Below are 13,304 nucleotides of genomic sequence, written 5' to 3' on the forward strand. Positions count from 1 at the left end.
CTTAATCAAATCTATTTTTAACTAATTCTTTCAATCGATCAATATACTCTTCTTTATCGGTCCAGTCCATTTCTCGCACTAAATCCTTCAGGTAATCTTTAGAATCTGCATGGGTTTCTAAATGATTTAAAGTATTAATTACTAAATCCATGGCTTCGGAATCTCCATCAAATAACTGATGTAAAAAAGCTATTCTATCATTAAAATCAACTTGTAGTTTAGGTAAGTTCGAACTTTTTGGTAAGTATCTTTCATAATCCTCACCATACGTATTAACCTCGTCTTCAAAAGTACCCACGTGCTTGAAGCTTTCTTCTTCTAATACTTCTTCCTCAACTTCTAATTTCGATTCATCTTCTTGCGTGACTTCTGGCTCGAATTCTTTAAAGCTATCATCTTCAACTTCAGCCGTTGTAGATTTAAAATCTTCGCTTTCTATACCAGCATCAATCTCGGCAATTCTATCCTTTGAAAAGTCAGTTACATTTTCTGTAAAATCACTAGATACATGGTTTTCTTCAGCTTTAAATTCAACCTCTTCTTTATCGAAATTGTATTCTTTTGGCTTTTCATCCTCAAAAACCTCATCACCGAAAAACTCATCTGAACTAGAATCCTCCTCATCATCGCTAAAATCTTGGACTGGAATAGGTTGATCGAAAACATCTAATCCTATATTCTTACGTTCTAAAAATTTAAGATTAATAAATTTTTCGTGTAGAGTTTTGAACTTAATTTCTTGAGAAATCAAGCCAACAAATGAATTTGATTTAGCAATTTCTGCAGCTAATTCTTTTATATCGCGAACCAACTCATTTTTAAGTTGATCTAATTGATTTTCCATGATCTAAAATTAAGTTATAAAGGTACTAACTTTGGTGATTAAATTAATATTAAAAAATAATTCTACACAAGTTAAACTTATGTAGAATTATTAATTTTTGTTACTCACTTAAACAGGGGTAACAAAAGTCAAAAGAAAGGATTATTTTCTTTTGGGTGGATATTTTGCTAAAATTTCTTCTACAGCTAAAGGAATTTTGGTTGCTTTTCTCTCAATGTCAGAAACGTTTAATCCCTCTCCGACACCTTGCCAAACTAGCGTATTTTGTCTTCTATCGATAAAATCTAAAATAATTGATCCCTCTTTATACTGATGCACTCTTTGAGAGGCTCCCCAATAAGGACCACCCCACCATGGATCGTAGTATGGATCTACATTTACTCGAGTTTTGCTCTTAGCAGACAAGTTAATTACTAAATCAGCATTTGTTTCAGCTGTTGCAGCAGTCATTCCTTTAGAAGATAAAGTTTGACCAATAGCTTCAACGATTCTTCTTTTATCTAAATCGTTCATTTTAAGATCGGCTAAACCTTTTTGATGAAATGCGAAGGTTTTATACTGACTAAAATCTGCGTTTCTGTCGTAATCACTCGAAACACGTACGGTGTTACAGGAAGTAAATGCTAAAAGCATTAAAATTCCGAATATTGTATATAAGTTTCTCATATTAAGTATTTTTCTTAATAATAATCAAAAAGTATTCCACTAGATGTTAAAATTTTAGACACATTGTTTAAAAGTTTCTAAGTCTAAATTTCATTCATCAAAATTTATAGATTGAGACTATTTTTTCTTAAAAGAGTCTGTTTTCTTATCATATCCATAGGGACAATGACGACATCCGCTCTTGCAGCAATATCCTCTTTTTAGCAAGTATTGCGCTGTAAATACTTTATAGCCTTCTGGGGTTAAGTAGTAATCTCCCTCTTCTATTGGAACACGTTTTTTCACTCTAACAAAGTTAATTATAAATTTGAAATAAAATTTAGGCGTACTTTTTGGATTTAATTTAGTACAATTTTTATTTCGAATCTTTAAATATGATTTTAGTAACACGTAAAATCTTCAGAAAAAGCTTTATTGCTATGGCCATTTTCCCTTTTATACTCTTAAGGGATAAAGATTTACGTTTAAACCAAAGATTAATTAACCACGAAAGGATTCACTTACGCCAACAATTAGAATTGCTGATTTTACCCTTTTACATTTGGTATTTTATAGAATACTTGATCCGTTTAATTCAATATAAAAATGCACATCAAGCCTATTTAAATATTTCATTTGAACGCGAGGCTTATTGTAATGATGAAGATTTAGAATTTTTACAAAATCGCAAATTATTTAATTTTCTTAGATTTTTATAAAAAGTTGTATGATATAGATAATAAATTTAAGCTATCTATTAAAATTGGAAATGGGAATAATGTAAAAAATTAAATGCAAATTTTATTATAAAACCGAAATATCTTAAACACTTGAAATTTGGCATTCAAATAATCCATTTATACTTTAATATAATGAATAGTTAAAATTTGTTAATATTATTGTAGGATTATTATAAAATTTATAATTATGAATTATAGAATAATTCTATTTGTGTTTTTAATAATTTTAATATTCACCATTATTCGTGGTCTTCTTTTTAAATATTTTTTAGATGATACCTATTTAAACCAAGGAATAGTTTTATTTTTTGAATTAATAATAATTATAATATTAGGTTTATTATTACGTAAGCGTAAAAATTTCTAAGCTTCTAACTTTACCAAATTGAAGCATATTAGATTTAATAAAAAAAAGCCTTCTTGAATTACTCCAAGAAGGTTGATAAAATATGAATTAAAAACTGAACTTAAGCTTTTTCTGCTAATTCTGCTTTAATTTTAGCTTCAATTTCTTCCATTAATTCTGGATTATCTTTCAGCACATCTTTCACAGAGTCACGACCCTGGCCTAGTCTAGCATCATCGTAAGAGTACCATGAACCAGATTTTTTAACGATTCCCATATCTACTCCTATATCCAAAACTTCACCTACTTTAGAAACGCCTTCTCCATACATAATGTCGAATTCGGCCAATCTAAATGGTGGGGCAACTTTATTTTTAACAACTTTCACACGCGTTCTGTTACCACTTGCATCATTGTTTCCATCTTTAATTTGGGTAGATCTTCTAATATCTAAACGAATTGAAGAGTAGAATTTTAAGGCATTACCACCAGTTGTAGTTTCTGGGTTACCGAACATAACACCAATTTTCTCACGTAATTGGTTAATGAAGATAATCGTACATTTAGTTTTATTAACGGTTGCAGTAAGCTTACGTAATGCTTGAGACATCAATCGGGCTTGTAATCCCATCTTAGAATCTCCCATTTCACCTTCAATCTCTGCTTTAGGCGTTAGAGCTGCTACCGAGTCAATAACCAGAATATCAATGGCACCCGAACGGATTAAGTTATCGGCGATTTCTAAAGCTTGCTCACCATTATCTGGTTGAGAAATAATTAGATTTTCGATATCAATCCCTAAGTTTTGTGCGTAATATCGATCAAAAGCGTGCTCAGCATCAATAAATGCTGCTGTACCACCTTGTTTTTGAGCCTCGGCAATAGCATGTAATGCTAAAGTTGTTTTACCAGAAGATTCTGGTCCATAAATTTCAATGATTCTACCTCTAGGGTAACCTCCTACTCCTAAAGCCAAGTCTAAACCTAAAGATCCCGAAGGAATAACTGGAATATCTTCTTCTATAGCACTATCTCCCATGCGCATAACGGCACCTTTACCGTATGCTTTATCCATCTTGTCTAAAACAAGTTGAAGGGCTTTCTTTTTTGCGTCTGTATTATCTGCCATTTGACTATTTTTTTAATTCTCTAAAATTTGATTGGTGTGATCCTTTGTCTTCACCTTTTTAATGACTCTTTCTATAATTCCATTTTCGTCGATTAGAAAAGTAGTTCTGTGAATTCCTTCATATTCCTTTCCCATAAATTTCTTAGGCCCCCAAACTCCAAAAGCTTCAATCATTTCCTTATTTTCATCTGAAATCAAAGGAAATTTAAATCCATATTTCTCGGAAAAATTCTTTTGTCTTCTTACAGTGTCGGCACTTGCACCTACTACTTTATATCCTTTTGCTGCTAGAGCGTCTAGATTATCATTTAAATTACAAGCCTCAGCCGTACATCCTGGTGTGCTCGCTTTTGGATAAAAGAAAACCACCAATTTTTCACCTTTGAAATCCTCGTAAGAAATTGGATTCCCATCTTGATCTAATCCTTTGAAATTAGGCACTTTATCGCCTTCTTTTAGCATATTCATCATTTTGTAAATATAACGAATATTTAGGGATTTTGAAGCTTCTAAATCTTAAACTATTGCAAAGCCTACAGACCTTAAATCTTGCCAAAAAGTAGGATAAGATTTATCAACAACTGCTTCATCATTGATTTTCAATGGCATTTTTAAAGCAAGCGGAGCGAAAGCCATCGCCATCCTATGGTCTTGATAAGTTTCTATCGTTGGAATATCGTTGACATTATTAAATGCCACTAGTTCGATACTATTCTCGGTAATTACCGTATCAACACCCAATTTCTTAAGCTCATTTTTCATAGCCTCTAAACGATCGGTTTCTTTTAGTTTTAGTGTATGCAGTCCTGTGAGTTTTGCTTTAATTTTTAAACCCGCACAAGTAAGTGCAATCGTTTGAGCAATATCCGGTGTATTGTTTAAGTTTAATTCTATAGACTCAGGGAATTTAAAATCGGTAATCTTTTTTAATTTTAAGACATCGTCTTCAATTTCTGATTGAATACCAAAATATTGAGCATAAATCTGCTTTAACGAAGCATCACCTTGTAAACTTTGATTTTTGTAGGAAGAAAGTTCTATTTCTGATGATTCAGAAAGAGCAAGCATACTAAACCAATAGGAAGCAGAGCTCCAATCTGATTCTACCAATACATTTTGTTCAGAAATATTCTTTATAGGACTGACTTGCAAACCTTTATCTAACCACTTAACATCAATACCTATTGAATCTAGCTGTTGCTTTGTCATTTCGATATAAGGACGCGAAGTTAACTCCCCTAAAAAATGAATCTTCAGTCCATTTGGCAATATAGGTGCAACCAAAAGCAAAGCTGTGATGTACTGACTACTAATATCGGCACGAATTTCTAATTCATCGTTTAAACTAGATTTAGCTCTGATTCTAAGTGGGGGAAAGCCTTCTTTTTTAATGTATGAAATATTACATCCTAAGCTATTTAGACCTGTTACTAGTGGTTCAATAGGGCGTTGTTGCATTCGTTCAGAACCGGTTAATATTATCTCCACATCCGTTTGAATGGCAAAAAATGCTGTAAGAAAACGCATGGCTGTTCCTGTATGCCCAATATTAATTTCTGAGGCTTTATTTTGAATATTCGACCTAGAATTAAAAAGATTTAATGCTTCTAATAGAACCTTCGTATCCTCTGAATTACTCAGATTCTCTATGCGATGAATGTTTGGAAATAGTTGCTGAAGAATCAACCAACGATTGCTTTCGCTTTTGGAACCCGTTATTTGGATTTTACCATTTATTTCTGAAGTTGGATGAGAAAGTTGGAGCATCGTTTTTAAAACTAAAAAATAAAGCTAACTCAGTTTTAATTTAAAACCAAGTTAGCTCGAAATTATTCTTAAACTTTAAATTTATTTTAATTTAGGATTGTTATGATGACGATCGTGATCGCGCTTAGTTTTGCTATCCATTTTCTTCTGAAAAGCTGCCTCTAAATCAACACCTGTTTGGTTAGCTAGACACACCGCCACAAAAATTACATCAGCTAATTCTTCGCCTAAATCCTTATTCTTATCTGATTCCTTTTCACTTTGCTCTCCATACCTTCTAGCAATTATACGCGCAACCTCCCCTACTTCTTCGGTAAGTTGAGCCATGTTGGTAAGCTCATTAAAATAACGAACCCCGTGGCTTTTGATCCACTCGTCTACTTGTTCTTGAATTGGTTTTAGTGACATTTTAATTGATTTTTTAGCATATGCTCAAAGTTATTGAACTTATCATTTATAAGACAAGTATATAAAAACAAAAGTTTGGGCAAATGATTACCCAAACTTAAGAATATGGTTATTATTTTAATCTAAATTAAATTATTGACTTGTTTATTTTTTATATAACACAGGGTTAAAATCCTCGTCGTTATACATTTTCATTTGCTTGTAGACTTTCATCTTCTTGTTCCCTGATTCTAGATCAGCGATTAACTCTTCAATCGCAGTACCCAAATCAACTTTTTGTTCTTCTAGTACGGCTAATTTCTCTTGAGATTTCTTTTGATGTTCCGCAGATGCATCTGAACGTCCAGCTTCTTCTTTCATGTGATACACTTTCAAAGAAAGAATGGAAAATCTATCTATAGCCCAAGCCGGACTTTCTGTGTTGATTTTAGCATCAACAGCAGGTGTAACCTCTTTGTATTGGTTTAAGAACCAGCTATCAATATATTCTACTGTATCTGTTCTCTCTTGGTTAGATCTATCAATCCACCTTTTAATACTTAAAGCCTCCGTAGGGTCGATTTCTGGATCCCTAATAATGTCTTCTAAGTGCCACTGAACTGTGTCTATCCAGTTTTTTCTATATAGTAAGTGATCTAAACTATCAGCTGGATATGGATTATTTAATGAAGCATTTACATCATCTTTTACATGATAATCATTAATACTTTCATTGAATATTTTCCAAGCTTTATCGGTTAAACTCATGGTTTTATTTTAAATGTTGTAAATAAACTTTCCATAGCAAGAATGTAATCGCGTTTTTTGCTCACTCCTTGATTAAGAGGCGCGAACATAACGGCATCGGCTACATAAAGTTGTTTATTCTTTTTATCAATTATAAATTTCGCTGTAAAAGGTCCACCAAGTTGAGATAAAGTCATAGACCACCAACCTTGTGTCTCATAAACATTCTGATTTTCGTTCTCCTCTAATTGTTTAAAATCGTAATAATCGCTCAACATTGGATTAGGCTCCACTTGAATGTGATCTGAAACAGAGGTTTTGATCGAATCTTGACCGTTGTTGGTTGGTACATAAACATCTCTTGGCTCTCTTGACCCTTTGGTGTACACTTTCGTGATTGAATCAAGAATATAATGCGCCTTTTCCATGGTGATATCAGGTTGAGCATATGGAATTTTAAAAACCAATATATTTAAAATATCTTGTGAAGAATCGGTTACTATACCTTGATCTCGCTCATCTACGTTTTGGATGGTATTAAAAACATCTTTTCTAAACCAAACAAAGTTGTTTTCATCTTTAACGACCTGATAATCATGCGGCACTACCAAATCTACATTGAGCTTTTCTAACATTGAATTGTCTGGACGTGCCTTAGACTTTAAGCCATCTAATACAAATTCATGATCTGCCCAACGATAAGAATCTAATATAGCAGTTTGATTTTCTCTTAAAAGAGATAATATCTCCTCTGCTGAATTACCCGTAACTTTAATGTAAGCTTGTGGTCTAGAAAATTTATTTTTTTCGATTTCAAAAGAAGGTTCGCCCTCTTGAACGTCCAATACCAGGCGAGTTGTTTTAAAACGATTCAATAAATCTGACTCGAAATGTCTCGTCGCAAACATTACCTCAGGTGGATAATATAGCCCTGGAAATATCTTACCGAACACTAAACTATCTTGCAATCCAGCTTCGAGCTGTTTATACATGTCTTCACTAGAAAAAACTGAAACTAAGCTGATAGGCCCAGAAGAATCTTCGCGATAGGTGCTTTCTCCCTCGCTTTTACAAGCACTCAGAGATATTAAAAATAAGAGAAAAATCGAGAAATAGGCATATCCTTTTTGCATGAAATAGTTTTTATCTAGCTCATCAAAAAATATACCTAACATACTATTATACTTGATGATAGGATTACTTAGTGTTAATTTCCTCTTTTGTCTCTTTGGTTTCGTCATCCTTAGATGCATCTTTAAATTCTTTTATACCAGAACCTAATCCACGCATCAACTCAGGAATCTTTTTACCTCCAAATAGAAGCAAAACTAATAATACGATGACAGCAATTTGCCATCCACTCATCATTAAAAATATTGTTGAAATCATTTTCCTTTATTTTAAAGCAAAGTTACGGAAATATTACATTCCTGATACCCAATTTGCAGGATCTTGTTTAGAAGTTCCTTTCCACACCTGAAAATCTAAGATAGTATTTCCATCACTATCGGTGTAGATTTTCCCTAATTCCTGACGGTTTGAGATTTTATCTCCTTTTGATACATAAACAGTTGCAAGGTTATTATACACAGTAAAGTATGTTCCATGCGACACCATCACCGCCTTGTTACCACCTTTAATTGGCATAATCGCTTGTACTGTTCCTTCATAGACTGCTCGTGCATTTCCACCTCTAGAAGTGGCAATTAAAACACCCGCATGATTCTCATAGATACCTGGAAGAACTGCATGCGGAACACGCCCAAATCTACCGACTATATCCCCTTGAACCACTGGCCACGGTAATCTACCTTGACTAGCTGCGAAACTAGATCCTAAAGCTTCAGATGGAGACCTTTCTTCAAAAGCTGGCTCTGGCTTAACTTCTCGTTCTGGCTCAGGCTCAGGAATTGGTTCTGGTTTGGGAGCAGGTTTACCTGCAGCCAATGCTTCTTCTTTAGCTTTCTTGTTAGCCGCTTCGATGGCTTCTCTTTCACGTTTTTCTTTAGCTAATCGCTCAGCTTCTAGTTTAGCCAAACGCTCACGCTCTTTTCTAGCAGCTTCTTCTCTAGCTTTTCTTTCAGCTTCAGCCTTTTCTCGAGCAATTCGAATTTCTTCTTCAATAATTCGTTGAATCTCTGCATCTAAACGCTTACTTTCAACTTGTTTAGCAGCAATTTCTTTTCGAATTTCACCTTCATTCTTACGATATTCTGCTAAAATTGTACTCTGTTCTTTCTTCTCTTGCTCTAGCTTTTCTCTTAATACACGTTGTTTTGCTAAAACATTCTCTTTCTCTTGAATAGCATTTTCTCGGTCGCTTATCGTTCGCTCAATAGCAGCTGTTTTTTCTTTAATATCATCCGCTTTTTCACCTTGGAATCCAGAGTATTTTTCTAAATATTTAATTCTCCTAAAGGCTTCTGTAAAGGATTTAGATGATAAAATAAATAAGACTTTATTCTGCATACTTTTATTCTTGTATGCATTAATAAGCACATCTTTATACTCCTTTTTCAACTCCCCTAACTCGCGTTTAAGTTTATTAATTTTAAGTTGAGACAAATAAATTTCATCTTCTAGGACTTTACGTTCTTTGGTAGCAATACTCACTAACTCTGTTTGCGCTTGAATCTTTTTGTCTAAATTTTTAATATAAACAATAGATTTAGACGACACCGAACGGTTCTCACTTAGAGTTTTGTTCAGTTTCGCAATTTGGTTAGTTAATGCCTTACTTTTCTTTCTAAGCTCTTCCTTATCATAAGGCTGTTGAGCTAGAAGTGTTCCAAGGGAAACCAATAAAAATAACGCAAATATCCTTTTCATGTAATCAAATTTAATTTATCTCTCTTGGAGTATAACCATTAGGTATTTTAAATGGAGGGTTGGTTTCAGAAAAATCAAAATTATTATATTCTAACTCAATTTTGTCATTGTCCTTTGCCTTTACCAAAATTTTAACGCGACTTGGGAATTCTTTTCCTTCTACCTCAACCCAATTTTCGTAAGTAACAAGAATACTAGTGTCTGAATTAGGGTCTAAAATATCAACTTTGGACAGCCTATAATTGCTATCTAAATAGAAAGTATGGATGTACTTACCTTCTTTAGGTTTTTTTAATAAATCCGCATTAGATTTATAACTCAACTCATATAAATTTTCGACAGTGGTTTGTAATTCGTAGGCATTCCACTCATCAATTAGAAATAATTGACCTAAAAGCAAGCTTTTTAATCTTTCGAAGTTGATAAAATTTACTTTTAGTTTCTCATTAAAGAAAGAGAAATCAGTGTCTATGTAAGTTTTATCCAAAACCTCATAAGCTTGAACCTTACCAGGGGTGATATTCGCTCTAGCTCCAGTAATACCTAGTATAGAAGCATTGGCCCATATTCGCTCATCTTTATCAAAATAAAATCTAAGCGTTGCAGAGTTTGATTTACCGTTTAAGTTAGCATCAATTTTAGATCTAACTTGTAAATAATCAAAACTCGGCAAAGAGTTCTCATAAGCATCCTTGAAAACCCTAAGTGTTTGATCTTTCACCTCTCCAGTTGAGGGTGAAGTTTTCTTTAGGGTTCCACAAGATTGTAGTACCCATAAAGAAAAAATCATAAATATTATATTTCTAATCATTTAGAATTGAAGTCTAGTATAGAATAATCTCCTAAGCTAATATTTCTTGAAACACCATAATACTCTGCGTAATTACCTATCATTGAATTAGTTAAATTACCGTGGTCAATGGTTGTATTTTCTTGAATAAGAGAATTATCAATGTTAGAATTTCTAATTTCAGTTCCATCACCAATGGATACATTAGGTCCAACCTTTGAGTTTTCGATGATTACATTTTCACCAATAAAGCAAGGTTCAATAATTAAAGATTTTTCAACTCTAGATGAAGCTGGAACTTCTTTAAATGATTCTTTCTCAAAGCCTAGAATCTTGGTATTAGTTTCTACAGTAACTTTTTTATTACCACAATCCATCCATTCATCTACCTTACCCGTAGTGAATTTAAGACCATCAGTCTTAAGTGTTTCTAAAACTGTAGTAAGCTGGAATTCACCACCTTCTTTATTATCATCAGAACTTAATAAGTCCTTAATTTCATTTTTTAACCTAGTTCCATCCTTAAAGTAATAAATACCGATAATTGCTAAATCCGAAATAAATTCTTTTGGCTTTTCATGGAATCTATTAATAACACCCTTATCATCTAACTCAACTACACCAAATGCTGATGGATCTTCTACAGATTTAACCCAAACTACACCATCTGAATTTGTGTCTAATTTAAAGTCTGCTCTAAATAAAGTATCCGCAAATGCAACAATTACAGGGCCATCAATTGAATCTGCAGCTTGATATATGGCGTGCGCCGTACCTAAAGGTTGATCCTGATGATAAACACTTCCTTTAGCTCCTAATTTTTCTGCTATTTCAATTAATTTATCCTCCACATCTTTCCCAAAATCACCTGTGATAAAAGCAATTTCATCAATTTTTTCATCAGATAAACGAGTGATATCCTCTGCCAATCTATGAACAATTGGTTTCCCTGCAATTGGAATCAATGGTTTTGGAACCGTTAAAGTGTGTGGTCTTAGCCTGGAACCACGCCCAGCCATAGGAATAATTATTTTCATGTATTTAAGTATTAATTAGTTATTAGTTAACGTATGAGAGGTTTTAATTATTGCGTCCTGTGCTTCCAAAGCCACCAGCTCCTCTCTCTGAATCAGATAATTCAGAAACGAGCTCCCATTCAACAGTTTCGTGTTTTGCAATCACCAATTGAGCAATTCTATCTCCATTTTTAATTTCAAAGGGTTCATTAGATAAGTTAGCTAAAATTACCCCAACTTCACCACGATAATCAGCATCAATCGTACCAGGTGCATTTAAACATGTAACACCTTTCTTTAACGCTAATCCACTACGAGGACGAACTTGAGCTTCATATCCTTTGGGTATCTCTAAGTATAATCCTGTTGGAACTAAAGTTCTTTCTAATGAATTTAAAACTATAGTTTTCTCAATATTGGCAACCAAATCCATCCCAGCAGCATCCGCTGTTTTATACTCTGGCAATGCATGTTCAGACTTGTTTATAATTTTAATTTTCATTTTGTTGTAAACTTTTTCGTTCGATAAAATATATGATTCCTACAAAAATCAGCAATAGTAAATTTCCGACCCAATAATTAGCGTCAAATATAACATAAGAAATTACACTAAAGAGAATGGTTAAAGATAAGTAAAATATAATTTTCCTCGTTTTATATGGGATTGGATAATATTTCTGACCTAAATAATAAGACACCAACATCATGGCAAAATAGGCTGCTAAGGTAGCCCATGCAGAAACCATAAAACCATAGATCGGTAATAAAATTATATTTAATAACAAGGTAATGATAGCGCCAATCCAGGATATATAAGTTCCAACTCTAGTTCTATCCGTCACTTTATACCAGGTTGATAGATTATAATAAACTCCAAAAAACAAGTTTGCGATTACTACAATCGGTACAATATCAACTGCAACCCAATAATCCTCTTTTCTAATAAAAAGGGATTTTAACCAATCTACATTTCCTATAATTCCTAAAGCGATAATACTTGCAACAATTACAAAATACTCGGTCACTCTAGCGTAAGTTAATTGTGCGTTTTTATCCTGCATTTGTTTAAAGAAGAATGGTTCAATTCCCATTCGATAGGCCGTAACAAACAAGGTCATTAAAACTGCTAGTTTATAGCTACCTCCATAGGCACCTGCATCGCTTTCGGGAATTAAATATCGCTGTATAGCCTTGTCTAAATTTTCATTAATCATAAAGGCAAATCCTGCCAACATAATTGGCCACGAATATTTAATCATCCGCTTGAATAAGCTTACATCAAACTCAAACTTGACTTTTAACGCAATGGGAAGCAATAAAAGAAAACCAATTATACTCCCGATAACATTACTAAAAAACGGAAACGACACCTTCTCTGTCAGTCCCATAGTAGCCGAAATCGACTTTGGAATCCACAAGAACAACGCAAGTATTAATCCGGTCTGAAGTAAAGATTGGGTAACACGAACCGCTGAATATTTAATAGGTTTATTATTAAATCTCAACCAAGCAAAAGGAATTACACAAATCGTATCGAAAAAGGCAATCCAAGCAAACCAAGTTATATACTCTGGGTTGTTAGCATATTCTAGAGCGTTCGCAATAGGCTGGTTAAAACTCAACACCAATAACAAAAACGCCAAAGCATTTAAACCTAAAAATATATAAGCCGTATTAAATGTTTTGGTAATATTTTCTTTTTCAGCAGAAAACCGGAAAAATGCCGTTTCAAACCCGAAAGTCAATAAAATATTCACAAAGGAAATCAAGGCATAGAGGTTCACAAACTTGGCAAACTCCTCGGTTCCATCAAAATATTCTGTATAAAATGGATTCAACAGGAAAATGATAACGCGTGGTAATATTGCGCCAATCCCATATATAACAGTTTCGCTCAGTAATTTTTTATACAAAATATTCAAATATTCATGCAAAATTCACCTTAAAAAATGAAAATGCAAAGCTTTTAGATTAAAATCATTATAAAACTTTAAAAACCCCTTGACACATGGCCGAATTAATCCTGGCGTTTTTAAATTTTTAATCACTACTCAATTTAACAAA

Annotated in this window: 16 protein-coding genes; 1 reads left to right on the forward strand and 15 read right to left on the reverse strand. The window is 33.3% G+C overall.

The window, feature by feature from the left end; genetic code table 11:
• Nucleotide 1: 1 nt before the first annotated feature.
• The 3 genes from NLM59_RS05510 to NLM59_RS05520 form a co-directional block, all read right to left on the reverse strand.
• Nucleotides 2-844 carry a hypothetical protein gene (locus NLM59_RS05510; RefSeq protein ID WP_304416751.1) on the reverse strand — a complete coding sequence of 281 codons (843 nt, stop codon included), beginning with the start codon at nucleotides 842-844 and terminating at the stop codon, nucleotides 2-4.
• A gap of 141 nt (nucleotides 845-985) precedes the next feature.
• The gene (locus NLM59_RS05515) at nucleotides 986-1,510 is read right to left on the reverse strand and encodes a DUF4136 domain-containing protein (RefSeq protein WP_304416752.1); all 525 of its coding nucleotides are present in this window, start codon (nucleotides 1,508-1,510) and stop codon (nucleotides 986-988) included.
• A 117-nt stretch (nucleotides 1,511-1,627) separates the two neighbouring features.
• On the reverse strand, nucleotides 1,628-1,795 hold the full coding sequence (locus tag NLM59_RS05520; protein ID WP_304416753.1) for a DUF5522 domain-containing protein: 168 nt from the start codon (nucleotides 1,793-1,795) through the stop codon (nucleotides 1,628-1,630).
• Nucleotides 1,796-1,884: 89 nt separating this feature from the next.
• Between NLM59_RS05520 and NLM59_RS05525 the strand changes: the two genes are divergently transcribed.
• On the forward strand, nucleotides 1,885-2,208 hold the full coding sequence (locus NLM59_RS05525; protein ID WP_304416754.1) for a hypothetical protein: 324 nt from the start codon (nucleotides 1,885-1,887) through the stop codon (nucleotides 2,206-2,208).
• 488 nt (nucleotides 2,209-2,696) lie between these two features.
• On the opposite strand, the gene recA is transcribed toward NLM59_RS05525, so the two are convergent.
• The 12 genes from recA to NLM59_RS05585 form a co-directional block, all read right to left on the reverse strand.
• Nucleotides 2,697-3,704, reverse strand: a complete 1,008-nt coding sequence (gene recA, locus NLM59_RS05530; protein WP_304416755.1) for a recombinase RecA — start codon at nucleotides 3,702-3,704, stop codon at nucleotides 2,697-2,699.
• Nucleotides 3,705-3,716: 12 nt separating this feature from the next.
• A complete protein-coding gene (bcp, locus tag NLM59_RS05535; protein ID WP_304416934.1) occupies nucleotides 3,717-4,172 on the reverse strand; it encodes a thioredoxin-dependent thiol peroxidase in 456 nt (151 codons plus the stop codon).
• A gap of 48 nt (nucleotides 4,173-4,220) precedes the next feature.
• A complete protein-coding gene (gene aroA / locus NLM59_RS05540; RefSeq protein ID WP_304416756.1) occupies nucleotides 4,221-5,471 on the reverse strand; it encodes a 3-phosphoshikimate 1-carboxyvinyltransferase in 1,251 nt (416 codons plus the stop codon).
• 81 nt (nucleotides 5,472-5,552) lie between these two features.
• Nucleotides 5,553-5,879 (reverse strand): nucleotide pyrophosphohydrolase, encoded by a 327-nt coding sequence (locus NLM59_RS05545; RefSeq protein ID WP_304416757.1) that lies wholly within the window; start codon nucleotides 5,877-5,879, stop codon nucleotides 5,553-5,555.
• A 144-nt stretch (nucleotides 5,880-6,023) separates the two neighbouring features.
• Nucleotides 6,024-6,626, reverse strand: coding sequence for a DUF4254 domain-containing protein (locus tag NLM59_RS05550; protein WP_304416758.1), 603 nt, complete (start codon nucleotides 6,624-6,626; stop codon nucleotides 6,024-6,026).
• Nucleotides 6,623-7,780 carry a DUF4837 family protein gene (locus tag NLM59_RS05555; RefSeq protein ID WP_304416759.1) on the reverse strand — a complete coding sequence of 386 codons (1,158 nt, stop codon included), beginning with the start codon at nucleotides 7,778-7,780 and terminating at the stop codon, nucleotides 6,623-6,625. Before NLM59_RS05555 ends, NLM59_RS05550 begins: the two co-directional genes overlap by 4 nt.
• A 22-nt stretch (nucleotides 7,781-7,802) precedes the next feature.
• Entirely contained in the window at nucleotides 7,803-7,994 is a 192-nt protein-coding gene (tatA, locus tag NLM59_RS05560; protein WP_304416760.1) for a twin-arginine translocase TatA/TatE family subunit, read from the reverse strand.
• A 33-nt stretch (nucleotides 7,995-8,027) separates the two neighbouring features.
• A complete protein-coding gene (locus NLM59_RS05565) occupies nucleotides 8,028-9,434 on the reverse strand; it encodes a murein hydrolase activator EnvC family protein (RefSeq protein ID WP_304416761.1) in 1,407 nt (468 codons plus the stop codon).
• A gap of 10 nt (nucleotides 9,435-9,444) precedes the next feature.
• On the reverse strand, nucleotides 9,445-10,224 hold the full coding sequence (locus NLM59_RS05570) for a DUF4292 domain-containing protein (RefSeq protein ID WP_304416762.1): 780 nt from the start codon (nucleotides 10,222-10,224) through the stop codon (nucleotides 9,445-9,447).
• Nucleotides 10,225-10,241: 17 nt separating this feature from the next.
• Nucleotides 10,242-11,261, reverse strand: a complete 1,020-nt coding sequence (locus NLM59_RS05575; RefSeq protein ID WP_304416763.1) for a sugar phosphate nucleotidyltransferase — start codon at nucleotides 11,259-11,261, stop codon at nucleotides 10,242-10,244.
• Between the two features lie 43 nt (nucleotides 11,262-11,304).
• The gene (gene dut, locus NLM59_RS05580) at nucleotides 11,305-11,742 is read right to left on the reverse strand and encodes a dUTP diphosphatase (protein WP_304416764.1); all 438 of its coding nucleotides are present in this window, start codon (nucleotides 11,740-11,742) and stop codon (nucleotides 11,305-11,307) included.
• Complete coding sequence (locus NLM59_RS05585) at nucleotides 11,732-13,153, reverse strand: lipopolysaccharide biosynthesis protein (RefSeq protein ID WP_304416765.1); 1,422 nt, start codon at nucleotides 13,151-13,153, stop codon at nucleotides 11,732-11,734. Before NLM59_RS05585 ends, dut begins: the two co-directional genes overlap by 11 nt.
• Nucleotides 13,154-13,304 lie beyond the last annotated feature (151 nt).

The organism is Profundicola chukchiensis (genome assembly GCF_029664245.1).
Taxonomy (GTDB): domain Bacteria; phylum Bacteroidota; class Bacteroidia; order Flavobacteriales; family Weeksellaceae; genus Profundicola; species Profundicola chukchiensis.

Excerpts from the sequence above, each read along its gene's own strand:
- recA (WP_304416755.1), bottom strand. The coding sequence starts at position 3,704 with ATGGCAGATAATACAGACGCAAAAAAGAAAGCCCTTCAACTTGTTTTA.
- tatA (WP_304416760.1), bottom strand. The coding sequence starts at position 7,994 with ATGATTTCAACAATATTTTTAATGATGAGTGGATGGCAAATTGCTGTC.
- NLM59_RS05555 (WP_304416759.1), bottom strand. The coding sequence starts at position 7,780 with ATGTTAGGTATATTTTTTGATGAGCTAGATAAAAACTATTTCATGCAA.
- NLM59_RS05570 (WP_304416762.1), bottom strand. The coding sequence starts at position 10,224 with ATGATTTTTTCTTTATGGGTACTACAATCTTGTGGAACCCTAAAGAAA.
- NLM59_RS05565 (WP_304416761.1), bottom strand. The coding sequence starts at position 9,434 with ATGAAAAGGATATTTGCGTTATTTTTATTGGTTTCCCTTGGAACACTT.
- dut (WP_304416764.1), bottom strand. The coding sequence starts at position 11,742 with ATGAAAATTAAAATTATAAACAAGTCTGAACATGCATTGCCAGAGTAT.
- NLM59_RS05545 (WP_304416757.1), bottom strand. The coding sequence starts at position 5,879 with ATGTCACTAAAACCAATTCAAGAACAAGTAGACGAGTGGATCAAAAGC.
- NLM59_RS05510 (WP_304416751.1), bottom strand. The coding sequence starts at position 844 with ATGGAAAATCAATTAGATCAACTTAAAAATGAGTTGGTTCGCGATATA.
- aroA (WP_304416756.1), bottom strand. The coding sequence starts at position 5,471 with ATGCTCCAACTTTCTCATCCAACTTCAGAAATAAATGGTAAAATCCAA.
- bcp (WP_304416934.1), bottom strand. The coding sequence starts at position 4,172 with ATGAATATGCTAAAAGAAGGCGATAAAGTGCCTAATTTCAAAGGATTA.
- NLM59_RS05515 (WP_304416752.1), bottom strand. The coding sequence starts at position 1,510 with ATGAGAAACTTATATACAATATTCGGAATTTTAATGCTTTTAGCATTT.
- NLM59_RS05525 (WP_304416754.1), top strand. The coding sequence starts at position 1,885 with ATGATTTTAGTAACACGTAAAATCTTCAGAAAAAGCTTTATTGCTATG.
- NLM59_RS05550 (WP_304416758.1), bottom strand. The coding sequence starts at position 6,626 with ATGAGTTTAACCGATAAAGCTTGGAAAATATTCAATGAAAGTATTAAT.
- NLM59_RS05575 (WP_304416763.1), bottom strand. The coding sequence starts at position 11,261 with ATGAAAATAATTATTCCTATGGCTGGGCGTGGTTCCAGGCTAAGACCA.